Genomic DNA, 25,485 nt, shown 5'->3' with positions numbered 1-25,485 from the left:
GCGATCGAACCGATGACGGTCTCGCTGACGATCAACGGCCGGAAGGTCCGGCGCTCCGTCGAGCCGAGGATGCTTCTCGTGCATTTCTTACGGGAGGACCTCGCGCTGACCGGGACCCACATAGGCTGCGATACCAGCCATTGTGGTGCCTGCACGGTGGAGTTGAACGGCCGCTCCGTGAAATCCTGTACCGTTCTCGCCGTGCAGGCCGAGGGCGGCGAACTGCGAACCATCGAGGGCATGGCGCATGCGGACGGAACCCTCTCCGCTCTTCAGGAAGGCTTCCGGCAGATGCACGGCCTGCAATGCGGCTTCTGCACGCCGGGCATGATCATGCGAGCGCATGTCCTGCTCAAGGAGAATCCGGATCCGAGCGAGGAGGAGATCCGCTTTGGCATCGCCGGCAATCTCTGCCGCTGCACGGGCTACCAGAACATCGTCAAGGCGATCCAGTACGCCGCTGCCAAGCTCGCGGGCCGGACATTCCAGGAGGCTGCGGAATGAACGAGATGACACTTACCCGGGAGGCCCGGGAGGCGCGGCTCGAAGGCATGGGCTGCAAGCGCAAGCGCGTGGAGGATATCCGTTTCACGCAGGGCAAGGGGACCTATGTCGACGATGTCAAACTGCCCGGAATGGTCCATGGCGATTTCGTGCGCTCGCCCTATGCCCACGCCCGCATCAAGAGCATCGACGCCTCCAAGGCCAAGGCCTTGCCGGGCGTCCTGGCCGTCCTGACCGCCGAGGACCTCAAGCCCCTGGGCCTACATTGGATGCCGACGCTCGCTGGTGACGTCCAGGCCGTGCTCGCGGACGGCAAGGTGCATTTCCAGAACCAGGAAGTCGCCTTCGTGGTGGCGGAGAACCGCTATATCACCGACGATGCCCTGCAACTGATCGATGTCGAGTACGAAGCGTTGCCCGTGCTGGTGGACCCGTTCCATTCCATGGACGCGGACGCACCGATCCTGCGCGAGGATATCGCCGACAAGAAGACCGGCGCCCACGGGCCGCGCAAGCATCCCAACCACATCTTCGAATGGACGGTGGGGGACCGGGCGGCGACCGACGAGGCCTTTGCCGGAGCTGAGGTGACGATCAAGGAACTGATCTCCTATCACAGGACGCATCCTTCCCCACTCGAGACCTGCCAGTGCCTGGCCTCATTCGACAAGATCAAGGGTGAACTGACTATCTACGGCACCTTCCAGGCGCCGCATGTGATCCGCACCGTCGCCTCGCTGCTCTCGAAGATCCCCGAGCACAAGATCCATGTGATCGCTCCCGACATCGGCGGCGGCTTCGGCAACAAGGTCGGCGCCTATGCGGGGTATATCTGCTCGATCGTCGCCACCATCGTCACGGGGTTGCCGGTGAAATGGGTGGAGGACCGCATGGAGAACCTGTCGACCACCTCCTTTGCCCGCGACTATCACATGACGACGGAGATCGCCGCCACCAGGGCCGGCCGCGTCACTGGGCTGCGCGTGCATGTGCTTGCCGACCACGGCGCCTTCGACGCTTGTGCGGACCCGTCCAAATGGCCGGCCGGCTTCTTCAACATCGTGACCGGATCCTACGATTTCCCGGCAGCCCACCTTGCCGTGGACGGCGTCTACACCAACAAGGCATCGGGGGGCGTCGCCTATCGATGCTCGTTCCGGGTGACGGAAGCCGCCTATTGCATCGAGCGCGCAATGGATATCCTGGCGCAGAAGCTCGGCATGGATCCTGCCGAACTGAGGATGAAGAACTTCATCCGCCGCGAGCAGTTCCCCTACCAGTCGGCGCTGGGCTGGGAATATGATTCGGGCGACTATCATCTCGCCATGCAGAAGGCGATGGATACCATCGGCTATCTGGCCCTCAGGGCGGAACAGAAGGCCAGGCAGGAGGCCTTCAGGCGGGGCGAGACGCGCGAGATCATGGGTATCGGCGTCAGTTTCTTCACTGAGATCGTCGGCGCCGGCCCGTCCAAGAATTGCGACATCCTCGGCGTTGCGATGTTCGACAGCGCGGAGATACGCATTCATCCCACGGGTTCGATCATCGCGCGGATGGGCTCCAAGAGCCAGGGGCAGGGGCACGAGACCACCTGGGCCCAGATCATCGCCACCGAACTCGGGATCCCCGCCGACGACATCACCATCGAGGAGGGCAACACCGACACGGCGCCCTACGGCCTTGGTACCTATGGTTCACGCTCGACGCCCGTTGCCGGGGCCGCCATCGCGATGGCGGCACGCAAGATCCGCAGCAAGGCCCAGATGATCGCCGCGCATCTGCTCGAGGTGTCGGAATACGACCTCGAATGGGACATCGACGGCTTCCGTGTGAAGGGAAATCCCGAGCGCAGCAAGACGATGAAGGAGATCGCCTGGGCGGCCTACAACGCGCCTCCTCCCGGCCTGGAGCCGGGGCTCGAGGCGGTGAACTATTACGATCCGCCCAACATGACCTATCCGTTCGGCGCCTATTTCTGCGTGATGGACATCGACGTGGATACGGGTGTCGCCGCGATCCGCCGCTTCTACGCACTCGACGACTGCGGCACGCGCATCAATCCCATGATCATCGAGGGCCAGGTCCATGGAGGGCTGACTGAGGCGTTCGCCATCGCGATGGCACAGGAGATTTCCTATGACCGGACCGGCAATGTCATGGGTGCCTCCTTCATGGATTTCTTCCTTCCGACGGCCGTCGAAACCCCGAAATGGGAGACGGATTTCACCGTCACGCCTAGCCCGCATCACCCGATCGGAGCGAAGGGGGTGGGCGAGAGCCCGAATGTCGGGGGGGTGCCGGCCTTCTCCAACGCGGTGAATGACGCCTTCGCCTTCCTGGGCAGCGGGCACCTGCCGATGCCGCATTATCCCTGGCGCCTCTGGCAGACCGCTCGGCGACTGGGAGCGTGAGGGCAGGGCCGGAGCCCAGGCCTTCTCCGGCGGCGTGTGAGGGAGTGCATTGCGGATGAGTTCCACCCTGGCCCGTACCGAGATAGCGGATCGCCTTGCCCTTGCCGGCTATGTCGCGGACAGGGGATTGTCCACGGCGTTGATGCTGATGGACATGCTGAAGCGCCCCCTGCTCCTCGAAGGGGAGGCGGGCGTCGGAAAGACCGAGGTCGCCAAGGCGCTCGCGACCATGCACCAGGCCGAGCTCATCCGCCTGCAATGCTATGAGGGCCTCGACCGCAACGAGGCCCTCTACGAGTGGAACTATCAGGCCCAGCTGCTGGCGATAAAGATCCGCGAGGGTGGGGACGCACGGGCGATCGAAGAACACATCTTCTCCGAGCGCTATCTCCTCGAGCGTCCTTTGCTGTCGGCGATCCGGCGCCAGACCTCGGCCGTCCTTCTGATCGACGAGATCGACCGTGCCGATCAGGAATTCGAGGCGTTCCTGCTCGAACTGCTCTCCGATTTCCAGGTGTCCATCCCCGAACTCGGGACCATTCGAGCCGTCACGATCCCGCGGGTGGTTCTGACTTCAAATGGCACGCGCGAGCTGTCCGACGCCTTGCGCCGGCGCTGCCTGTACCATGCCATCGACTATCCCGATGTCGATCGAGAGGCGCGGATACTGCTCCTGCGCGTGCCCGGCATCGACGCCGCACTGGCATTGCAGATCGCCCGTTTGATGCAGGGCATTCGCAAGGAGGATCTGTCCAAGACCCCGGGTATCGCCGAAACGTTGGACTGGGCGGCCGCGCTGGTCGGCCTTGGCGTGTCACGGCTGGAGACCGACAGGCAGGCCGTGTTCGAAACCCTCTCATGCGTGCTCAAGACACGGGAGGATCAGGCCCGCATGACGCGCGAGGTCGCTGACCGCCTGATCGGAAAGGTGGCTTGACATGTCTTCCCTTGACCGTCCATCGCTCGACATCGGCCTTTCGGTCCGCCGCCGCCTCGCGGGCTTCCTGCGGACCTTGCGCGACAGTGGCTTCACGCTCGGCCTCGCCGAGAGCCGCGACGCCCTCGCGATCCTGGCCATGAACGGGCTCGATCGCCCTCACTTGGTGAAGGGCGCACTCAGGGCGCTCCTATGCGGGCGGCGCAGCGACCAGGACCGCTTCGATGAGATCTTCGAGGCATTCTGGCTCGGCCGGGGCGTGAAGACCCGCTTCCGCACGTCGTCGGCACAAGCCGGCAGCATGCAGGGGAAGGCGCAGACGCTGGTGGGTGCAAGCCAGCCGGGGCCGGCGCTGGCAGTCGACAGGCAGGCCCAGGAGATCGTAGCCGAAGCGGCGGCCGCGCGAAGAGAGGGAGCCAGCCGACAGCACGCGCTGGCGACGACCGATTTTCGCAAGCTCGCGGACCCCCGGTCGATCCTCGACGCCCATGCCTTGGCCGAGCGCCTGGCAAAGGCGATGCGGGCAAGGCTGCTGCGCCGCGACAGAGCGGCGCGGCACGGACAGCGTCTCGATCTGCGGCGGACCATCCGGGCGAGCCTCCAGACCGGCGGCATGCCCTTCGATCTCGTGCGCTTGCGCCGCAGGCACGTGCCGCTCAGGCTCGTCGTCCTGCTCGACGCGTCCGGCTCGATGGACCTCTACACGGCCACTTTCGTGCGTTTCGCCCACGGCGTTCTCGACCACTTCCTCGAAGCCGAAGCATTCCTGTTCCATAGCCGGCTGGTGCATGTCTCCGATGCCCTGCGCGAAAGGGATGCCGGACAGGCGCTCGACCGGCTCGGCCTGATGGCCGAAGGTGTCGGCGGCGGAACGCGGATCGGCGAATGCCTTTCCACCTTCAATCGCTGGCATGCAGCACGGGTGATCCATTCGCGCACTTGCGTGATGATCCTGTCCGACGGCTACGATGCCGGGCCGCCGGAACTGCTCGCACGGGAAATGGCCGGCCTGCGGCGGCGCTGCAAGCGCATCGTATGGCTCAATCCCCTCCTGGGATGGGCCGGCTACGAGCCGACCGCTCGCGGCATGGCCGCTGCTCTTCCCTATGTCGATCTGTTCGCCGCGGCCCATACGCTGGAGAGCCTGGCCGCGCTCGAACCCTATCTCGCCCGCCTGTGAGGAGGTTGTCATGCGACCGCGCTCCGACACGCTCGACCTGGTTGCCGACCTGAAGGCCCGCAACGAGCCGTTCGCCCTGGCGACCGTCGTCCGTACGGTTTCCGTTACGGCCGCCAAGGCCGGAGCCAAGGCCGTGATCCGGGCTGACGGCACCATCACGGAAGGATGGATCGGCGGCGGCTGCGCCCGTGCCGCCGTGGTGAAGGCTGCCCGCGAGGCGATCGCCGATGGGGAACCGCGGCTGGTTTCGATCCAGCCCAAGGATCTTCTGGAGGAGAGGGGGCTGCGACCGGGGGAGGTGCGTGAGGGGGTCCGCTTTGCCCGCAACATGTGTCCGAGCCGTGGCACGATGGATGTGTTCGTCGAGCCCATGCTGCCGCACCCGTCGCTGGCCATCTTCGGCGCCAGCCCGGTTGCCGTCGCCCTGGCGGATCTGGCACCGCGCTTCGGCTATCGGGTGACGATCTGTGCGCAGCCGGAAGACCAGCACCTCTTCGCCGAGGCGGATCGACGTATCGACGGCTATGCGCTGGAGGTCGAGGCCGAGGGCCGGCGTTTCGTGGTGGTCGCGACCCAGGGGCGCGGCGACGAGGCGGCGCTGCGAGCCGCCCTGTCGGTCCATGCCGAGCATGTCGCCTTTGTCGGCAGCAGGCGCAAGATCGAGGCCCTGAAGGCGGAACTGATCTCCGGCGGCGTCGCCTCCGAATGTTTCGAGCGACTCAAGGCACCGGCTGGCCTGGATATCGGTGCGGTGACGCCCGACGAGATCGCCCTCTCAATTCTTGCCGAAATGCTGGCGATCCGCCGGCGCGACCACAGGACAACCGCCGAATCGGCCGTTCATTGAGGGAAAAGCCCCATGCAGATAAGCGAAAGCCAACGCATTCCCGCCGCCCGAGCTGCGGTATGGGCTGCGCTGAACGATCCACAGATTCTCAAGCATTGCATTCCCGGATGCCAGAGCCTCGAGATGACTGCCCCCGGCGAGATGACGGCGACGGTCGTCGTCAAGATCGGGCCAGTGAAGGCCACATTCGGCGGCAAGGTCACTCTTTCGGACGTGGACCCGCCTAATGGCTACCGCATCACCGGCGAGGGATCGGGAGGGGTTGCCGGCTTCGCCAAGGGAGGTGCAACGGTGCGGCTCGAGGAGGACGGGCTCGAGGCAACCATTCTACACTACGAAGCCGGCGCGGAGATCGGCGGCAAGCTTGCCCAACTGGGGGGGCGCCTGATCGACTCGACGGTCAGGAAGCTGGCCGCTGAGTTCTTTGCCGCTCTTGGAAAGGCGGTCGGCAGCGAAGCCGCCGAGAAACAGCAACCAGCCGCGCCGCAGAAGGCCAGCTGGCTCAGCCGCCTGACCGGAACGGCAGGCGCTGCCGCCATCATGGTCGCGCTGAGCGCCAACTGGTGTTGCGTCGGGGGCCATGCGCACGAGCAGGACATGCTCGGTTTCGGGCATGTCTGCACGTCGCCCCTGCGCGGTTGAGGCGCCTGGCCTGAGGCGGCCAAGGCGTTTCATGTTTTGATCGTGGCGTCATTCCGGCGAAGGGATACTTCGCCGGCGCGGCCGGTCACTCGGCCGGCGGGGCGTACTGGATGCCGCCGAGGCTCCAGAGCTGGTTGATGCCCCTGGGTATGCCGAGCTTGGAGTCCTTGCCGAGGTTGCGCTCATAGACCTCGCCGTAGTTGCCGACCAGCTTGACGACGCTCGCCACCCAGTCCTTCGACAGTCCCAGCTTGTCGCCCATGTCGCCGTCGCTGCCGAGCAGGCGCTTGACGGCCGGACGGCTGGAGGCCTTGGCCTGGTCGAGCGTCGACTGGCTCACGCCCAGTTCCTCCGCGTCCAGCATGGCGAAGTGGACCCATTGCACGAGGGTACGCCATTTGGGATCATCCTGGCGCACCGCCGGCCCGAGCGGCTCCTTCGAGATCACCTCGGGAAGGATGATATGCTCGCCGGCGTCCGGCAGTTCCTGGCGCGCGGCATAAAGCTGGGAGACGTCCGAGGTCACCACAGTGCATTCGCCCTTCTTGTAGCGGGCGAGGGAGTCCTGCGTGGAGTCCGTCAGCACGACGTCATACTTCATCGAATTGGCATCGAAATAGTCGGCCTGGTTGCGGCGGGTCGTGGTGTCCTTCTGGACGCAGACCTTCGAGCCGCCCAATTCCAGGGCCGAATTGACGTTGCGGGCTCGCGGTACCATAAAGCCCTGGCCGTCATAATAGGTGACGCCCGCAAAGCTCAGGCCGTAGTCGAGCTCGCGCGAGAGGGTCCAGGTCGAGTTGCGCGACAGGATGTCGATCTTGCCTCCATGCAGCGCCTCGAAGCGCTCGCTGGTGGAAACCGGGACGAACTGCACCTTGGCGGCATCGCCGAAGATGGCTGCGGCCACCGCCCGGCAGAAGTCGACGTCGAAGCCGGACCATGCGCCGGAATCGCTCTTGCTTGAGAAGCCTTCCAGCCCCTCGTTGACGCCGCACACCAGTGTGCCGCGTGCCTTCACCGCCTCGAGCGTCTGGGCCCCCGCGCCCGTCGCCGTCAGGCCGAGCAGCAGCGCTGCGGCCGGAACAAGAACTCGCTTCATCTGACTTCCCCCTCGCTCGCAGCTGGAAGACAGGCCGCGCCCCGTCACGGGGAGCGCGGACCGCCTGTTATGCGCGCTTCGGCATTTCCTCACAGTTTGGGAGCCTGCCGAACCACCACGCGCGTGCCGACCGGCACCCTGTCATAGAGATTGATGACGTCTGGATTGACCAGGCGGATGCAGCCCGACGAAACGGCATAGCCGATCGTCTCGGGCTGGTTGGTGCCATGGATGCGATAATCCGTGCCGCCCAGATAGAGCGCCCGCGCGCCGAGCGGATTGCCCGGGCCTCCGGCCATGAAGCGCGGCAGGTAGGGTTGTCGCTTGATCATCTCCGGCGGCGGACGCCAGTCGGGCCATTCCTGCTTGCGGCTGATCTTCAGCAGGCCCGACCACTGGAAGCCTTCGCGTCCCACGCCGATGCCGTAGCGGATCGCGGTCTTGTTGTCCTGCACGAGATAGAGAAAACGGTCCTCCGTCTCGACCACGATGGTGCCGGGTGGCTCGTTGGAGCGGAAATAGACCGGCTGGGGGCGGTATTCGGGAAGAAGCTGCTCTTCCATGGGGTCGGGAACGAAGCCCGGTCGCTCCAGGTCATATTTGGGGTCGAGCGGCGCCGACTGGGCCAGCGCCGCCGTGCCCAGCGCGACAAGCGCTCCGATGACCAGTCCCGCTTGTCTTAACGCATGCGCAATCATGATTTCGCCGCCCCGCAGCGGACATAGAGCATGGTGCCGTAGCGCTTGGCAGCGTCCGGATCGACCCATTGCACGGTGAAGCTGCCGGGGTCGTAGGCTATGAAGCGCCGATCGCGCGGATCGCCCGCCTGGCCCTGCGGTCCGATATAGACCGCGCCGTCGCTGGCGGTCTTCAGGAAGACTTCCTGCGGGGTGGCCTGATCGGCCAGATGCATGATGACGCCGCCGGAAGAGCCCTTGCCGATCACATAGGGGTTGGAGCATGCCCCCCGCGCGGCAGTCTCGGTCCGGGCCCGGTCCTGCTCGGAGCGGTATGAGGCAAGCCCCCATTTGCCGACGAGCGCGTCCGGCGCGACGGCAAACTGGGGCGCCGCCGGCGCCGCCGAGTGCTGCGTGCCGCAACCGGCCAGCAAGCCTGCGATCAGCAGTGCGCCTGCGGCAAGGAGGATCTGCAATGACTGTCTCATCGAACCAACCTCGGTGATGTCGTGACCGAACCGTACCCAATTGAGGTGAGCAGCAAACTTGTAACGGTAACAAGGCAGACAAGCGGACACCTTCCGGCGTCGGCCGATATTGCTAGATCGAGTGTAGGAAAGCCGCCCTCAGGGTGTGGTGGGTCAGGATTTGTTCGCGTTCGGCGGCGCGGACACGGAACCTTGTCTGATCTGGGCCAATCAGATGCATGGCGATCCCCATTCCCCCCGCTTCAGCATGTTGCAGTCGGAACGGTGAAATAAGCAAGTCCTTCCCTCTGGGAACTGCCAAAAATTCTATTCAGACGCCTTCGGAGCTGAAGATCAGCGGCGGCATCACTGTTGCCGGCTCTGCATATTCTCAGCTTATCTGTGGCCGTGCCGTGCCAGCTTTTCCCTTGGAGCCCTTGGGGTTCGCGGCATTCTTGACATAGCCTTCATAGGTCCGCTCCGCCCAGGCCGCCGCCAGCCTGGCGTTCTTGTGCAGCCAGTCCTCGGGCCGGTTTTCCAGGTCTTTCTCGATCAGTTCGGCCTTGCCCTGGTCGGCGCAGTGTATGGCCGCAAGATCCGCGCCCATGGCGGAGAGAATGCGTTCGTCGACCAGAGAATTCCCTTCGGCGGTGAGATCGAGCTTGCGGGAGTCGGCGGCGATGCGGCGGACGATGAAGGTGCCGCGGACATCCAGGTGGGGATCTGGCGACCTGCAGCGCCCGGTCGCCAGGCGCGTGAAATTGCGAATGTCTCCCGTCCCGCCATGCGCCCAGTCCCAGGCCGAAGGCACCAGGGCCTTGGCTTCGCGTGCGATGCGGCCGCCCTGGTAGGCGGCGACGACGACGAAACGGGGGCGCCCGAGACTGCCGCCTCCCCTGGCGCGAGGCGCATGAAACTGTACCTGGGCGCCGTTCGGCAAAGCCGAGGCCAGGGCCTTCCGTACCTCGTCTGACGGTTCGCTGGGGTGAAGTTCGTCGATATCCCGCCAGAATTGCCTGCGGTCGCCGTCGGTGCATGCCACCATCGGGCGCATCCAGGCGGCATGCTCGTCGAGAAGGGTAGGGCGTGGGTTGCTCAATCCCCTGCGATATCCGAGAAGAATGGCATCGCAGGCACGGCGGGCGGGCAGAATCCTGTCCGGAAAGAGCCGTACGCTCGTCGCAAGCCTTACGAGATCGAGGGCATAGGGCATTACCGCCGCCTCGTCGAAATCGTTCACGCCCCAGACCAGGCGACCTTCTGCGTCGCGCCAGGTGCCGAAATTCTCGACGTGGATGTCGCCGACGGCAAGGACCTGCGGCGCCTTCTCCAGGTTGCCGCAGATGGATTCGATTTCCTGCGCCCAATAGAAATAGGTCGCCCGCAGGAACGACATCGCGTCCTTGCGCATGCGCCTGTGCTTCTTCTCCAGATCGGCATCGACGACGGCGCACTGACTGCGCAGCCACTGCTCGAACTGTTCATTTTGCTTGATGAAGGACATTTCGATCGATCCTTCCCTGGAGGGTCGGGCCAAGTCTAGCCGAAGGTCCGTGGAGGCCAGTGTCCTCCTGCGGTGGTGACGTCGATGTGACGCGCCGAATCCGCCGTTGCGAGGCGGACCCTTTTGATAGAGGACTATCATAGCCCGCCTAACGGCGCTCACTTGCCGTGAGCTGACGTGAGCGGGGGCGCCGGCATTCTTGACGTGCGAACGGTTTCCTTCGAAGGGAGGCAGGTGATCCGTTTCTATACCGGTGTTCCGGCGCGGCTGACGAGCTTGTGCAAGGGGGGCTGAAGCCGTCCCCACCGCCGGCCGGGTACGGATCGAGACGTGCCGTTCCATCCACGACTTCAGACCCAGCAGGCCGCTCCATGACCGAAACGCCGCCAGCCGTAGCGATCCGCGCCGTACTCGAACGGATAAGATCAAGCGAGGTCTTCAGCGGTTCCGAACGGCTATGCGCATTCCTCTTATTCATCGTCGAGGAGACGCTCGCCGGCCGGGGCGCATCGCTGAAGGAAGCCGTGATCGGGAACGAGGTCTATCGGCGGGGCCCGGCCTACGACCCTCGCATCGACTCCGCCGTCCGAGTGGAGGCCAGGCGGCTTCGGCGCAAGCTGGAGGACTATTATCGCGACGAAGGCGCAGGGGATGAGGTGCGCATCGATCTGCCCACGGGACGCTACACGCCCGACTTTCACTGGCAGGCCGGTCTCGCTGCATCCAAGGCCCCTGAACCCGCCCTACAGGAAGAGATGTTCCCGGAAGGGCGCGGCGCGGCAATTGCCGTGCTGCCGTTCCGGGCCCTGTCGCAGGATCCCGTCGACGAGAGCTTCGCGGACGGGCTGACGGACGAGTTGATCTATGCGCTCAGCCGGGAGGAGGGGATGCACGTCGCCTCGCGGGGCGCGACACTTCATGGGATTGCCAGTCAGAAATCCCTCGCAGACATCGCATCCGAACTCGGCATAGACGCTCTCATCCAGGGTACCGTGCGACGCGTGGCCGGGCGATTGCGTGTGACGATCGAGGTTTCCAGCGCTCGCGGTTTCGTGGTCTGGTCGGATCGGTTCGATACGCCGGACGAGGATCTCCTGGACTTCGAAGAGAAGATCGCCGCCACCACCCTCAACCGCCTGAGGCTCGACAGTTCCCGTATGAGGGCCAACCAAATCCGGCCCGGCCCGCAGGCGCTGGCCGCCTTTGCCGGGATCGTGCGCGGACGCCTCTTCCTCGATCGGCAGACGCCGGAAAGCCTGGGGAGAGCGATGGCGATGTTCCAGCAGGTCGCACGAACAGCGCCCGACTATGCACGGGGCTATTCCGGCATCGCTGATTGCGCCTGCGACATGTACCGCCTTGGCCTCATCGGGCGGGACGAAGCGGCAGGCCAGGCTCGCCGGGCGGCGACCCAGGCCATCGCGCTCGACCCTTCCTCCGTCGAGGCCCACGCATCGCTCGCGACGGTGGCTGCCTGGCTCGACTTCGACAAGGTGCAGGCCGAGGCTTCGTTCACGACGTCGATCGGCCTTGGCGAGAACGCGCGCGCGCGCCGCATCTTCGGCGCCTTCCTCACCATCCTGGAGCGGCATGGCGAGGCAGAGAGCATGTTTCGCCAGGCTCGCAACATCGAACCCATATCCTCGCAGCAGGATATCACCGAGGCAGTCTGCCATTTCCAGTCCCGACGCTTCGCACTGCTGCTCGAAAGATCCGGCGCGAGTGCGCGCGAACTGCCTCTGGAGGCGGCGTTTCATCTCGCACTGGCCGATATCTTCGGCGGAAACGGGAGGCTCGCGGCCGAGATAACCGGCTCCTGGAGCGACACCGCCGCCGCGGCTTTTCCCGCACTCGCACTCGCCCAGGCCGAACTGGAAGCGCTGGCGAGCCGGCCGCAACGAGCCGAGCATCTATTGGCCCGCCGTCCTCCGGCTACCCGCTTCGCCACTGCCACGCTCGCGGCGGCCATCGGGGATGAGAGCAGGGCCTTTGCCGCGCTCGAGGCCACGGTGGCGGAACGGGAACTGGACCGCGCCTGGATACGCACGGACGCGCGCCTCGATCGCCTGCGCAACACGCCGCGCTTTGACCAACTGATGGCGCTTCACCTCGAAAGCATCGGCGCTAACCGTTAGCACGGTGCCGCTCACTCCCGCCCTCCGCTCCGTCTGCTTAGCTTCCTGCCGAGTTTCGTGGTGGACCCGGAGGCAGGAGATGAGCCATTATCGCAGTGCCGGGGATCTGGCGGGAGGAATGCTTCCAGCCGTCCACCGGAAGGTGGAGCGATGAGCGAGCAGGATAACCCCCCGCCGGCCGGAGCTCGTTCCGCCGTGCCCGCTGCGATTCTCGTCACGCTGATCGTCGCCGGGATCGTGGCGCTGTCCCTGTGGTATGCCGTCCAGCCGCAGCCGCTGCTGGTTCAGGGCGAGGCGGATGCCAGGCGGATCGACATCGCCGCGCGCATCGATGGCCGCGTCGCGCAGCGCCCCGTCGACCGAGGCCAGAACGTCGCGGCCGGCCAGGTGCTCGTCGCAATCGATAACCCCGAGCTTCTCACCAAGCTCAAGGAGGCGCAGGCGGCCCAGGCCGTGGCTGCGGCGGATCTAGCCCGGATCAACGTCGGCACCCGCGCCGAGGTCGTCAATGCCCGCCGCGCGGCCGTCGCCTCGGCGCAGGCCAACCTGACGCTGCAGCAGCAGACCTATGATCGCACACGGCAGCTGACCGAGAAGGACTTTGCCTCGGTGCAGAAGCTCGACGAGGCGACGGCGGCGCTGGATGTCGCCCACCGCACGCTCGAGCAGTCCAAGGCCGCGCTCGACGAGGCGGTGACCGGCTATACCGCGGAGGAGCATCATGTCGCTGAGGCGAGCCTGGCCAAGGCAAACGCGGCGATTGCCACGCTCCAGGCGCAGGTCGGCGAACTCACGGTGACGGCGCCCGCCTCCTCGCAGGTCTATCAGGTCGGCACGGAGGCGGGAGAATACGTCTCGCCCGGCGTTCCCCTGTTGTCACTGGTCGATCTGAGCGATGTCTGGCTGCGTTTCGACCTCCGCGAGGATCTGGTCAAGCGGATCAAGGTCGGCGACAGGGTCGCCGTGCGCATTCCCGCCCTCGGCGATCGGCAGGTAGCCGTCGAGGTCCGAACGATCGCCACCCGCGGAGAATATGCGGGCTGGCGGGCGACGCGCGCGACCGGCGATTTCGACCTTCGTACATTCGAGGTCAGGGCCTATCCGGTGGACAAGGTTCCGGAACTGCGGCCGGGCATGAGCGCCTATGTCGATCTTGCGGAGAAGGTGAAATGAGAGGGGTCGGCATCGCCGCCGTCGCCGCTCGCGAGGTCGCCTGGATCCGACGAGATCCGGTGGCTCTGCTGCTCCTGTTCGTGGCGCCGCTGCTCGCCTTCACCCTGCTGGCTGGAACCTTCGGGAGCGCGGTGATCCGGGGCCTGCATATCGATATCGTCGATGTCGACCGCTCGCAGACCTCGGCCACCTTCATCCAGGCCCTCGCCGCGGCCCCGGGCGTGGAGGTGACGTCGCGCAGCAGCGATCTCAACGACGCCATGCATGCCATTCGTTCGGGCAGGGCGATCGCCGCCGTGTACATCCCGCAGGACTTCGAACGCGACATCCTGGCGGGACGCCGCCCGCAGGTGGTCGATTTCTTCAACAAGCAATTCTTCACGCCGGGCAATATCGCTTCGGGCGGGATCCAGGCCGCCGTCGCGAGCGCCGCCGCCACCCTGCCGGGCGCATCCGGCCGCGCCGGAGCCTTCACGCCCGGCACTCTGGACGTCCAGCAATATGTCCTGAGCAATCCTGCCCTGAATTACGCCCAGTTCCTGCTGCGCGCGATCATGCCGACGGTTCTCCACGTCATGGTCGCCATTGCAGGCGCCTTCGCCGTCGGCTCCGAGTTCGGGCGGCGGCGCAACGCCCGGGAATGGCTCGAAACGGCGGGTGGGAGCCCTCTCGCCGCCATGATCGGCAAACTCGCGCCCTATTTCGTGGTCTTCACCCTGCTCATGGCCGCGGGACTTGGAGTGATCCACGGCGTCTTCGCCGTTCCCTTCCGCGGCGACGCGCCCTTCGTCGGCGCGAGCGCGTTCCTGCTGATCGCTGCTTACCTGTCGCTGGGAGGCCTGTTCGTCCTCCTCGTCCGCAGCCTGCCTCTGGGCCTGACGCTCACGGGTATCGCCTGTTCGCCGGCCTTCGGCTTCGCCGGGGTTGGCTTTCCCATTCTCGGCATGGGTACCTTCGCGCAGATCTGGGGCACCTTGCTGCCGCTGCGCTGGTATATCCAGATCCTGTTCGATCAGGCGGCGCGGGGCGTTCCCGTCGCCGATTCGGTCGGCGCCTTCAAGATGCTGGCCGGATTGGCGGTCCTGTTCTTCATCCTCGCCTGGCTGAGAGCGCGATCCGTGCTGGGCAACCCGCCGCGGGCCGTCGAAAACGAGACCCCTCCCGAGAGCGGCCGACCGGGCATCGTCAGCAGCTTTCGAAGCGAATATGGCCGCGTCCTGCGTGACTCCGGTGCCTTCGGGCTTATCATCATGGGGCCGGTGCTCTATGCCGCGCTCTATCCCCAGCCCTATGTCGGGCAACTCGTCAGGAACATTCCCATCGCGGTCGTCGACGACGACAATTCGGAGGTCAGCCGCGCCATCGTGCAGGCGCTCGACGCCCATGAGGCCATCAAGGTCGCGGCGAGGCCACTCAATCTGGCCGAAGCCCAGGCGGAGATAGCCCGGCGGGAGGTCTTCGGCGTCGTCTCCATTCCGGCCGGTACCGAGCGCGATATCCTCAAGGGCCGGCCGGCGCGCATACCGGCCTATGTCGATTCAGCCTATTTCCTCGTCTACAACCGGACCTTGCAGGGGATCAGCGAAGCGGCCTCCGCCGCTTCGATCGACATCCTCGCGGGATCCGCACGACCGGACGGGAGCCTCTACCGGGCGGCGCTGGTACGGCATTCGCCGGTGGAATTCCTCGGCGAGCCGCTCTTCAACCCCACCGGTGGCTATGGCGCCTATGTCGTGCCGGCCGCGTTCATCCTGATCCTGCAACAGACACTGATGATGGGAGCCGCCACGCTCGGAGGCGTCGCCTATGAGCAGGGGGCGGGCGCGGCGCGCCGCAGGCGCGGACATCCCCTGGCGCTGGCCGGCCATGCGCTGGCCCACCTCGCCCTGGCCCTGCCTGCCTATGCCCTCTATCTCGTCGTGCTGCCTCATATCTATGGCTACGCGTCCAATCCCCATATTCTCGATCTGCTTGCGCTCGCCATCCCGTTCATCTTGTCCGTCAGCTTCCTGGGTCAGGCCCTTGGAGCGCTCGCGAAGCGGCGGGAGACGGCCGTGATCATCCTGATCGGCTTCGGCCTGCCCCTGTTCTTCCTGGTTGGCGTGGCCTGGCCGCCGGAGGCGATTCCCAACGTGCTGAAGATAGCAGGGGCCGCCATTCCCTCGACCTTCGGTATCGATGCCCTGGTCCGGATCAACCAGATGGGTGCTTCCATGGCCGACGTGGCCGCGGATTGGAGATATCTTTGGGTCCAGGCGGGCATTTACGCCGTGCTCGCCTTCCTTCTCTCCCGGTTCGGCGGTGCAGCGGAGGCGCGCGCATGAAGGCGGGAAAGCGAATTGCCGTGCTGATCCTGGCCGGGGTCGCCGTTGCCGCAGGTGCCTTCTTCTATATCAGGCAGCCTGCTGCGCCCATGCTGGCTATCGCCGGCATGGTACGGCAGACCGAAATCCGCCTTGCGCCGGAAGTCAACGGCCGCCTGGCAAAGGTGAGCGCCATGCCAGGCCACCATGTCGCCAAAGGCGATCTCGTGGCCGTGATCGACAATCCCGATCTCGCCGCCGCCCTCGGCGAAGCGCAGGCGGCGTTCGAGAGCGCCCGCGCCGAGCGCGCGCATGTCTATGCAGGCGTGCGGGCGGAGGAGATCGACATTGCCGAAGGGGCGGTACGGACCGCCGAGGCAAACCTCGCGCTGGCGCAGCAGCAGAACGCACGCGTTGTGGCGCTCTCGCAGCGAGGCTTCAACAGCGGCTCGCAACTTGACGAAAGCAATGCCTCGCTGGCCAAGGCCGGCGCGGATCTCGACCTCAAGCGCGCGGCCCTGGCCACCGACAAGGCGGGGCCGACGGCCGAGGAGCGCGCCCTTGCCGACGCCAAGGTCGCCCTGGCGGAGAGTGCGGTAGCCGATACGCAGGCCGCGCTCGACAAGACGCGCATCCTTGCGCCACAGGCCGGCACCATCGGTACCGTGGTGGCCGAGATCGGCGAGGTGCTGACTCCCGGCAAGCCCGTGGTGGTATTCGTGCCGGATGAGAGGCCCTGGACGTCCTTCGTCCTTCGCGAGGACGCCCTGCACGGGCTCGGCATCGGCTCCCGAGTCGCGCTCAGCACCGGCGAGGCAAGCCCGTTCGAGGCGATTGTGACCGAGATGCGTCCGCTCGGGGAATTTGCCACCTGGCGCGCTGCCCGGGCCGTCGGCGACCATGACCTCAACAGTTTCACGCTTCGGTTCGAGCCGGCCGCCGATGTGCAGGGCCTGGCGCCGGGAATGACGGTCTTCCTCGACCGCCGATGAGGCAGCCGCCTCCGTTCTGGCGAAATCACTCACCGCAAGCGGTTTGGCTGGACGGAACTGCCACGTGGGATTATCCGTTACGGAGGAAATCGCTCCCGTCCCTGCCGCCGAGAGGAAGACCATTGACTGCCCGCATTGAAGATTATGCCCTCATCGGGGATTGCGAAACCGCGGCCCTGGTATCACGCGATGGTTCGATCGACTGGCTGTGCTTCCCGCGTTTCGACTCGCCTGCCAGCTTCGCGGCCCTTCTCGGTACGCCCGAGAATGGGCGTTGGCGCATCGCCCCGGCCGATCGTAGTGCGCGCATCAGCCGGCGCTACCGCCCCGATACGCTGATCCTCGAAACCACTTTCGAGACGGACGAAGGCACGGCGATGCTCGTCGACTTCATGCCCCTGCGCGACAATACGAACGATCTCGTGCGCATCGTCGTCGGGCTCACCGGCAAGGTCGACTTCACCACCGATTTCGTTGCCCGCTTCGACTATGGCCGCACGGTGCCGTGGGTCTCCAAGACGGAAGACGGCGCCATCATCGCGGTGGCCGGCCCCGACCGGCTGGTACTGAGCACGCCCGTCCCCCTGGAGGGCGCGGATCTTCATACCGCAGGCTCCTTCACCGTCTCGGCCGGCGAGCGCGTGCCTTTCGTGCTCACCTACAATCGCTCCCACATGCCTCTGGCGGCCTGTCCCGACGTCGAGGCGGCGCTCGCCAACACCGAGAGCTTCTGGCGCGACTTCGCCGGACGCTGCCCGCCGGTCGGCCCATGGACGGAGACGGTCAAGCGCTCGCTGATCACGCTGAAGGCGCTCACCTACATGCCGACGGGCGGAATCGTCGCCGCCGCCACCACTTCGCTGCCAGAGCAGATCGGCGGAACGCGCAACTGGGACTATCGCTATTGCTGGCTGCGCGATGCCACCATGACGCTGCAGGCCTTCATGAAGCTTGGCTATTACGAGGAAGCCTCGGCCTGGCGCGAATGGCTGATGCGTGCCGTTGCCGGTGCGCCCGAGCAGATGCAGATCATGTACGGCGTCTCCGGCGAGCGGAACCTGCTCGAATGGGAGCCGCGCTGGCTCTCGGGCTTCGAGAATTCGCGTCCGGTGCGTATCGGCAACGCCGCTGCGGAGCAGTTCCAGCTCGACGTCTACGGCGAAGTGGCCGACGCGATGCTGCACGCGGCGATGGGCGGCATGCCGCGCCACCCGCGTACCCGCGCCCTGAGCGAGGTGATCCTACCCTTCCTCGAAAGCGCCTGGCGCCGGCCGGATGAAGGGATCTGGGAGGTGCGGGGCGGTGCCCAGCACTTCACCCATTCCAAGGTCATGGCCTGGGTCGCCTTCGATCGTGCCGCCACCATGTCGGACCATACGGGCGACCGGCCGGAATTCGTCCAGCGATGCCGTGCCGTTGCCGACGAGATCCACCAGGATATCTGTCAGAAGGCCTTCGATCCCGATCTCGACAGCTTCGTGCAGGCCTATGGCTCGAAGACGATCGACGCCAGCCTGCTGCTGATCCCGCTGGTGGGCTTCCTGCCGGCGGACGATCCGCGCGTGACGGGCACGGTCAAGGCCATCGAGAACACGCTGCTGCATCACGGCCTGGCGCATCGCTACCAGACGGAGCGTGTCGACGACGGCCTGCCCCCCGGAGAGGGCACCTTCCTCGTTTGCAGCTTCTGGCTCGCCGACGTCTACACATTGCAAAATCGCTATGAGGACGCTCGCCGCCTCTATGAGAGGTTGCGAGGCCTGTGCAACGATGTCGGCTTGCTTTCGGAGGAATACGATCCCGTGGCGGGCCGCATGCTGGGCAATTTCCCGCAGGCCTTCAGCCATATCGGCCTGATCAACACGGCGCTCAATCTCGCTCGCAGCAGCGGCCCGGCGGAGGAGAGGGCAGAGGCCGCCGGCGAGATGCCCAGGGAATCCGAACCCGTATAGGGTTTAGGGCGGGAGACTGCTCTTTCTGCATTCTTTTCTTGCAGGAACGCAGAATATTCATCCGCCGTTCCCTGTCATAGTTGACGGTCTTAGCCATATCGGCTGTGATATGTCCTTACGCGGGAGCCGAAGGACTATGGGAAGAGCGCCGTCTCCTGATGCAGGGAGCACGAGCCACTCGAAAACGGGTGGCAAGACGTTGGAACCACTCTTCACCTATATATGGAAGAACAGTCGCCGGCAGCAGATCTACATCATCGTTATCGTGCTGGCATCGCTGCCTTTCTACTATTTTTCCCTCGATCTTCCGCGCGGCATCGTCAACGACGCCATCCAGGGCCGCGCCTTCAGCAAGGGGGCGGCGGAAGTCCCGCTCATTCACATAGACCTGGAGCTACCCACCTTCCTGGGGGGCTATGCCGTGAAATACACGGCCCTGCCGCTTTCGCGCATGGAATATCTGATGGCGCTGAGCCTGATCTTCATCGTGCTGGTGATGATCAACGGCTTCTTTCGCTATGTGATCAACATGCAGAAGGGCAAGCTCGGCGAGTTGCTGTTGCGCCGGCTGCGCCTGGACCTCTTCAACCTCCTGCTGCGCTTCAGTCCGGAGGCGATCCGGTCCGTCCGTTCGGCCGAGGTGGCTACCATCATTCGCGATGAGGTCGAGCCCATCGGCGGCTTCGTGGGCGATGCCTTCATCCAGCCGGCCTTCCTCGGCGGCCAGGCCGCGACGGCACTGGCCTTCATCCTCCTGCAGAGCCCCTTTCTCGGCCTGCTCGCCGGGGCCATGGTGATGGTGCAGGCCATCATCATCCCGAGGATGCGGCGCGAGCAACTGCGCCTTGGGCGCCAGCGCCAGGTGCGCTCACGCAATCTTGCCGGCCAGATCGGCGAAATCGTGGACGGCATGGCGGAGGTCAGCAACCACAATACGCGCGGCTATGAGGGGCAGCGGATCACCACGATCCTCAACGACCTGTTCTGGATCCGTTACGATCTCTATGCGCGCAAGTTCATGGTGAAGTTCATCAACAGCACGCTGTCGCAGATCACGCCCTTCCTTTTCTATTCGATCGGCGGCTATTTCGCCCTGCGCGGCAACCTCGACATCGGCCAGCTTGTCGCCGTGATCGCCGCCTATCGCGATCTGCCGCCCCCGACCAAGGAACTGATCGACTGGGATCAGCAGCGCATGGACGTTCAGGTCAAATATGCCCAGATCGTCGAGCAGTTTTCCCTCGCAGAACTGCCCGCTGCCACCGGCGTGCCGCCGGCGACGCTTGCCGGCACCATCGAGCTGGAGGCGCTCAGGGTGCGCAGCCAGGGCGGCGACATGCTGCTGGACGGCGTCAACCTCGCGCTGCCGCTCGGCCAGCATATCCTGCTCACCGGCACCCGGGGGGAGGGTTATGTCACCATTGCGCATGTGCTGGCCCGGCGCTTCAGCGACTATTCCGGCAAGGTGCGCCTGGCCGGGCTTGACTTTTCCAACCTTCCTTCGCGTTGGCTCGGCGCGAAGATTGCCTATCTCGGCCCCGATCCGCCGGTTTTCGGGGGGACGCTGCGGCACAACCTGACCTACAGCCTGAGACGTCCCTCGCCGGAGTCGCCGGAAACGCGCTCCTATGAGGATTGGGGCGACGAAGTGGACAGCGAGGCGGAGGTGGAGGACGAGCGCCCTCTCGACGATGCCGCCTCGCCCGATCCCCAGGGAGAACTCATCACCCTGCTCCAGGATACGGGTCTGGCCGAAGCCGTCTTCGGTCTTGGCCTGGCCAGCGACCTGCCGGAGGAGCCGGACGCCGATCTCGCCGGGCGGATCGTCAAGGCCCGGCTTGCCGTGATCGAGGACCTCCAGGCCAGCGGCTCGGCGGGTTGCATCGAGGCTTTCGATCCGAGCCGTTACAACCATCACGCGACGATCGGCGAAAACATCTTCTTCGGCGTGCTGCGCCGCAAGGCCAGCCTCGACACCTTGATCGACGATGTCGTGATTCTCGCCTTCCTGCGGGAGGACGGGCTCTTTGACGATATCCTCACGCTCGGTCTCGACATCGCCGCGACCACCTGCGAAATTTTCGCCCAGGTTTCGAACGACCACGTTCTCTTCGATCGCTTCTCCTTCATTTCCTACAGCGACCTGCCGCGCTTCGCCGATATCGTCGCGCGCGCCAAGCGGCTGGGCATCTCCTCGCTCGCCAAGGCCGAACGGCAGGCACTCGCCACACTCGCCTTCGAGTATTGCGAGACGCAGCATCACCTCGACCTTCTCACCGACGCGATCTGCGCCAAGGTGCTCTGGGTGCGAGGCAATCTGATGCGCGCGGGCACCGGCGTCCTGAAGGATGCCATCGAATTCTATGCTCCCGAGCAACTGTGCGCGTCGGCGAGCCTGCGCGACAATCTGCTGTTCGGCCGCATAAACCACGCCATTCCCGGTGCCGAGCAGCGTGTCGGCCACGCGCTTCATGTGGCGGTGCAGCGCTACGGCCTCGATAGCACGGTATTCGGCCTCGGTCTGGACCATGAGGTCGGCCCGAAGGGACGCTCGCTGATGGCGACGCAACGCACGGCGATCGGTCTGGTACGCTGCCTCATCAAACGCCCGGAGATACTCATCCTCGACCAACCCGTGCTCTCGACGTCGGGCGAGGAGCAGCAGCGGATATTCTCGGCGGTTCGCCGACGCATGGAAGGGCGGACGCTGCTCGTCGCAATGCGCGACCCCCCGCAGGGCGAGAGCTTCGACCTGGTGGTTGCCACGGCAGGCAGCCGCATCGAACGTTCGGCGCTGGTGGCCGGCGAGACGGCGAACCTGGCGGAAGAGGCCGTCGCCGAGGAACGCGCTGAGATACGGGCCTTGCGGGCCGTGCCGATGTTCGCACTGCTCGATACGCCGCGCCTCAAGCTGATCGCCGTGACCAGTCGGCGGATGCACTTCGGCGATGGGCAGGTGATCTTCCACCAGGACGACGAAAGCGATGCGGCCTATATCATCCTGTCAGGCACCGTGGACGTCTTTATTGAACGTCACGAGGGGCGCGTGCACGTCGCTCGCAATCCGGAGCACTCCATTGTCGGCGAGATGGGCCTGATAAGCGACGCTCCTCGTTCGGCCACCATCATCGCAGTCGGAGACGTCGTGGCGCTACGCCTCGCCCGCGATGTCTTTCTCAATCTCGTCGCGGAGATTCCGGCCCTTGCCCTCGCTATCATGCGGGAACAGATCGCGCGCCTCAACAAAGCTGAGCGTCGCTATCGCCAGTAGCCTGTCCGGGCGGAGATGCGAAGCATGGAAAAGGCCGGCTGGGGCCGGCCTCTCCCTCTCGCGTCAGGATGCCGTGTTCAGAGCCTGGCGAGCATGCGGCAGAGCTTGATCAGATCCGCGTCATAATCGTCCGAAGCGCCGAGTATCAGAGAGCAGCGCTTCTTGAGGGCGATGCGCTGGCTTCGGCTCATGTTGGCCAATTGCGCCGAGACATTACCGATATTCACCCCCGTGCCGGGCGGGCTGCCGGGAGTTCCGGGCGCCGTCGTGTCGGTGCCGGGAACGTTGACGCCGACGTTGGCGTTCACGCCGGTCTGATTGCTCAGGGAGGCCGAGACATTGGCGTCGGCGGCGGGGGTGTTTGCGTTGACATCGGCATTGACGCCCGTTGCCGAGGTCGCCGAGGCATTCACGCTGGCGTTCACGGCATTGCCGACATTTGCCGTCGTGCTGGAGTTGAGGCCGCCATTGTTCAGGCTGGTGTTGCTGTTCACGCCCACCGAGCCGACGTTGGCGCTGACGCCGACATTGGCGCCGCCCAGGGCTCCTCCGACCGCGCCGACCGCGCCGCCCACGGCATTGCCGACACCGCCGACCGAGCGGCCGAGGCCACCGTTCTGCGCCATGGCTGAACCGGACATTACCAAAATACCTGCGACACCGGCCGCAACGGCCAGCTTGAAACAATGCTTGTAGGTTATCTCAAACATCTAGGGCCTCCGCCAGTTTTCAACTCCAACGGCCAGCTCGATGTCCGGCGTTGGAGTTTAGGAGCCCCAAGAACGCGCCGGCTGCCATTGGGTTCCGTAAAAATATGCAAAAAAGAAGCGCTCATCAATAAAATTTCAGAGAACTTTTCTTATTTGTCTTATAAATTTTAGTTTATTTGTTTTTAGTGCCTGTCTTTATAAATTTTTTGTAAAAACAAATTACGATTATAAAAGGTATATTAAAAACTATTACAATATATATGGGATAACGTAGAATATTATTCTACGATAACAAGGAAATAATAACTAAATTATAGATAGATATAAATGCACTCTGTAGTTTGTATTTGTTGCCATTCGTTATTTCTTGGAAGGGTGGCGGTGGCTTGTACTTGAATCTCTCGCGCAACATCGCACCTACAAAGAGGTATGTTTTGTTGGTATTTTAATACCAAATAGACGTAAAAAGCCTCCCGGCACTTCAAAGTGAGGAGGCTTTCGCTGTTTTGATCTATCAGAAAGGAGAATCCGGGTAGTAGAAATCCTTGGCGTTCTCCTTCGTCACAAGGGTGGCATCGAGGATGTAATTGCCGCGCACCGGCAACTTGTCGTAGAGGTGAGCTGCGGTCAGATCCATGGCGACCGCGACCATCGCCGGCGGATAGAGCACGTCCACCGGGATCATGCTGTCGCCGTCCATCACCTTCTTCACCATGTCCTTCATGCCGGCGCCGCCCACCACGAATTTGATGTCGCTGCGGTTGGCCTGCTTGATGGCCTCCAGCACGCCCAGGGCCATGTCGTCATCCTGGCACCAGACCGCATCGATCTTGGGATGCTTGGTCAGAAAGTCCTGCATCACCTTGAAGGCGTCGTCGCGACTCCAATTGCCGAATTGGCTGTCGATCACCTTGACGTCGGAGCCCTTCAGGCCTTCGTTGAAGGCATTGACGCGCTGTTCGTCGATGACGATTGGCAGGCCGCGGATCACCACGATGTCGCCCTTGCCGCCCAGTTTCTCCTTCACATAGGCAGCCGATACCGTGCCGAGAGCCGGATTGTTGCCGGCGACATAGAGGTCCTGGATCGGTTCGCGCAGGGCACGATCGACCACGGTGACGAAGATGCCCTTGGCCTTCACCGCTTTGAGCGGATCGGTGAGTTCGTCCGAATTATGCGGCAGCGTTACGAGCGCGTCGATGCCCTGCGTGGTCAGGTCCTCCAGGGCATTGGCCTGCGAGGCGCCGTCCGGCGATGTCTTGACGACGACCTTGAGGCCCGGATAGCGCGCCTCCAGCGCCTTGGCTTCTTCCTGGGCGTGATAGACGACGCCGCCCGTCCAGCCATGATCGGCGGCCGGGATCGAGACGGCGATGGTCTTGGTGTCGGCCGCGTGGGCGGCCAGCCCTGCAGCGGCGATGAAACCCGCCGCCAGCAGGCCCGTGATGAGTTTGCGCATTTCTTCCTCCCTTGCGCTGGAACCTTGTCGTCAGGAGGTTCCGTCCCTGTTCCGAGGGGGCGGGGATGCCTCCGCCCGCTCTTGGAAAGGATGTGTTCTGGGATTGGGGTCGGGTAGCGATGGCTGGGGCTTTCTCGAATGGCCTCATTCCCGGTCGTTGCGCGCTGGCCCGCCGGGCGGGCGCCAGCCCTCTGGTTTGCCGCCCGTCCCTTCAGGTCCTCCTTGCCAGCGAGCGCTGGACCAGCATGGCGAGGATGATGATCGAGCCCTGCACGACCCCGATCAGCTTCTCGTCGATGAGGTTGGAGAGCAGCATGATGTTGCCGATGGTCTCCAGGATCACGGCGCCGCAGATCGAGCCCCAGATGCGGCCGACACCGCCGCGCAGTGCCGTGCCGCCGACCACGACCGCCGTGATGGCCTGCAACTCGTAGGTGATGCCGGTCGTGGCGGTCGAAGAGCGAAGCCGGGGCACGTAGATGGCCACCGCGATCGCCACGCAGATGCCCTGGATGATATAGGTGAGGAGGCGGACCCGGTTCACCGAGATGCCAGAGTAGCGCGCCACGTCTTCGTTGGAGCCGACCGCCATCACATGGCGGCCGAAGGTGGTGCGATAGAGCGTGAAGGCGCCGATCAGAGCTACCGCGGCGACCACGACGACCGGGATCGGGATGCCCAGGAGCTTGCCCGCATAGACGGGCGCATAGGTGCTCGAGAGCTCGCTCGATCGCATCGAGATCGTGCCGCCGCCCGCGAGCCAGGTCTGCAACGACCGGAAGATCGTCATGGTGCCGAGCGTGACGATGAAGGGCTCGATGCCGCCCACGGTCACGCCGATTCCGTTCGCGGCGCCGCAGGCGATGCCGAGGATGAGTGCGATGGCGATCCCAGCCGCGAGCAGGGCATAGGTGTCCTGGAAATAGCCGCCGTTGAAGAACAGAATCATCACGCCGGAAATCAGCGCCAGCATCGAGCCCACCGAAAGGTCGAGCCCGCCTGCGGTGATCACGAAGGTGGCGCCGACGGCGATGACGGCGACGAATGAGCATCGCGCCAACACGTTTGCGAGATTGTCGAAGGTCAGGAAGACGGGATTGACGAGGTAGCCGAGCACCATCAGGACTGCGAGCGCGGCGAAGGGAGCGGCGGCGCGCATGTCGAGGTCGCGCCACCAGCGCGCGCCCGACTTGGTGGGGGCTGCGGAGTCACTCATCGAAGG

General features: G+C 64.7%; 19 protein-coding genes. 12 read left to right on the top strand and 7 right to left on the bottom strand.

Annotation, left to right across the window (positions count from 1 at the left end):
• Positions 1–12 precede the first annotated feature (12 nt).
• From AC6H34_RS06170 to AC6H34_RS06145, 6 genes are read left to right on the top strand one after another with little or no spacing between them, the layout of a single operon-like run.
• Positions 13–504: a (2Fe-2S)-binding protein gene (locus AC6H34_RS06170; protein ID WP_448151407.1), complete on the top strand. Its 492-nt coding sequence runs from the start codon at positions 13–15 to the stop codon at positions 502–504.
• On the top strand, positions 501–2,915 hold the full coding sequence (locus tag AC6H34_RS06165) for an aerobic carbon-monoxide dehydrogenase large subunit (protein ID WP_497538218.1): 2,415 nt from the start codon (positions 501–503) through the stop codon (positions 2,913–2,915). Before AC6H34_RS06170 ends, AC6H34_RS06165 begins: the two co-directional genes overlap by 4 nt.
• A gap of 55 nt (positions 2,916–2,970) precedes the next feature.
• Positions 2,971–3,852: an AAA family ATPase gene (locus tag AC6H34_RS06160; protein WP_497538217.1), complete on the top strand. Its 882-nt coding sequence runs from the start codon at positions 2,971–2,973 to the stop codon at positions 3,850–3,852.
• Between the two features lies 1 nt (position 3,853).
• Complete coding sequence (locus tag AC6H34_RS06155; protein WP_497538216.1) at positions 3,854–5,032, top strand: vWA domain-containing protein; 1,179 nt, start codon at positions 3,854–3,856, stop codon at positions 5,030–5,032.
• Between the two features lie 10 nt (positions 5,033–5,042).
• Positions 5,043–5,879: an XdhC family protein gene (locus tag AC6H34_RS06150; protein WP_448150850.1), complete on the top strand. Its 837-nt coding sequence runs from the start codon at positions 5,043–5,045 to the stop codon at positions 5,877–5,879.
• 12 nt (positions 5,880–5,891) lie between these two features.
• Positions 5,892–6,521 (top strand): SRPBCC family protein, encoded by a 630-nt coding sequence (locus AC6H34_RS06145; protein WP_497538215.1) that lies wholly within the window; start codon positions 5,892–5,894, stop codon positions 6,519–6,521.
• Between the two features lie 85 nt (positions 6,522–6,606).
• Here AC6H34_RS06145 and AC6H34_RS06140 read toward each other — a convergent pair whose 3' ends face one another.
• The 4 genes from AC6H34_RS06140 to AC6H34_RS06125 all read right to left on the bottom strand — a co-directional run bounded on the left by AC6H34_RS06140 (position 6,607) and on the right by AC6H34_RS06125 (position 10,268).
• Positions 6,607–7,620: an amino acid ABC transporter substrate-binding protein gene (locus AC6H34_RS06140; protein ID WP_497538214.1), complete on the bottom strand. Its 1,014-nt coding sequence runs from the start codon at positions 7,618–7,620 to the stop codon at positions 6,607–6,609.
• An 89-nt stretch (positions 7,621–7,709) separates the two neighbouring features.
• On the bottom strand, positions 7,710–8,318 hold the full coding sequence (locus tag AC6H34_RS06135; RefSeq protein ID WP_497538213.1) for a L,D-transpeptidase: 609 nt from the start codon (positions 8,316–8,318) through the stop codon (positions 7,710–7,712).
• Positions 8,315–8,785, bottom strand: a complete 471-nt coding sequence (locus AC6H34_RS06130) for a hypothetical protein (RefSeq protein WP_497538212.1) — start codon at positions 8,783–8,785, stop codon at positions 8,315–8,317. The genes AC6H34_RS06135 and AC6H34_RS06130 overlap by 4 nt, the downstream gene beginning before the upstream one ends.
• A gap of 370 nt (positions 8,786–9,155) precedes the next feature.
• A complete protein-coding gene (locus AC6H34_RS06125; RefSeq protein WP_497538211.1) occupies positions 9,156–10,268 on the bottom strand; it encodes a DUF2252 family protein in 1,113 nt (370 codons plus the stop codon).
• 371 nt (positions 10,269–10,639) lie between these two features.
• Between AC6H34_RS06125 and AC6H34_RS06120 the strand changes: the two genes are divergently transcribed.
• The 6 genes from AC6H34_RS06120 (at position 10,640) to AC6H34_RS06095 (ending at position 22,094) form a co-directional block, all read left to right on the top strand.
• Positions 10,640–12,403: a hypothetical protein gene (locus AC6H34_RS06120; RefSeq protein ID WP_448150856.1), complete on the top strand. Its 1,764-nt coding sequence runs from the start codon at positions 10,640–10,642 to the stop codon at positions 12,401–12,403.
• A gap of 150 nt (positions 12,404–12,553) precedes the next feature.
• On the top strand, positions 12,554–13,576 hold the full coding sequence (locus AC6H34_RS06115) for an HlyD family secretion protein (RefSeq protein ID WP_497538210.1): 1,023 nt from the start codon (positions 12,554–12,556) through the stop codon (positions 13,574–13,576).
• The gene (locus tag AC6H34_RS06110) at positions 13,573–15,900 is read left to right on the top strand and encodes an ABC transporter permease (RefSeq protein ID WP_497538209.1); all 2,328 of its coding nucleotides are present in this window, start codon (positions 13,573–13,575) and stop codon (positions 15,898–15,900) included. Before AC6H34_RS06115 ends, AC6H34_RS06110 begins: the two co-directional genes overlap by 4 nt.
• Positions 15,897–16,871 (top strand): HlyD family secretion protein, encoded by a 975-nt coding sequence (locus tag AC6H34_RS06105; protein ID WP_497538208.1) that lies wholly within the window; start codon positions 15,897–15,899, stop codon positions 16,869–16,871. Before AC6H34_RS06110 ends, AC6H34_RS06105 begins: the two co-directional genes overlap by 4 nt.
• 122 nt (positions 16,872–16,993) lie before the next feature.
• Positions 16,994–18,823 (top strand): glycoside hydrolase family 15 protein, encoded by a 1,830-nt coding sequence (locus AC6H34_RS06100; RefSeq protein WP_448150860.1) that lies wholly within the window; start codon positions 16,994–16,996, stop codon positions 18,821–18,823.
• Between the two features lie 199 nt (positions 18,824–19,022).
• Positions 19,023–22,094, top strand: coding sequence for a cyclic nucleotide-binding domain-containing protein (locus tag AC6H34_RS06095; protein ID WP_497538207.1), 3,072 nt, complete (start codon positions 19,023–19,025; stop codon positions 22,092–22,094).
• A 77-nt stretch (positions 22,095–22,171) separates the two neighbouring features.
• On the opposite strand, the gene AC6H34_RS06090 is transcribed toward AC6H34_RS06095, so the two are convergent.
• The 3 genes from AC6H34_RS06090 to AC6H34_RS06080 form a co-directional block, all read right to left on the bottom strand.
• On the bottom strand, positions 22,172–22,804 hold the full coding sequence (locus tag AC6H34_RS06090; RefSeq protein WP_448150862.1) for a hypothetical protein: 633 nt from the start codon (positions 22,802–22,804) through the stop codon (positions 22,172–22,174).
• 514 nt (positions 22,805–23,318) lie between these two features.
• Positions 23,319–24,263 (bottom strand): ABC transporter substrate-binding protein, encoded by a 945-nt coding sequence (locus tag AC6H34_RS06085; protein WP_448150863.1) that lies wholly within the window; start codon positions 24,261–24,263, stop codon positions 23,319–23,321.
• Between the two features lie 211 nt (positions 24,264–24,474).
• The gene (locus AC6H34_RS06080) at positions 24,475–25,479 is read right to left on the bottom strand and encodes an ABC transporter permease (RefSeq protein WP_497538206.1); all 1,005 of its coding nucleotides are present in this window, start codon (positions 25,477–25,479) and stop codon (positions 24,475–24,477) included.
• Positions 25,480–25,485: the final 6 nt, after the last annotated feature.

It is taken from the genome of Labrys sp. ALF-8 (genome assembly GCF_059699065.1).
Note: the sequence above shows the minus strand (reverse complement) of the source record. Positions and strands in the feature narration are given on the sequence as shown.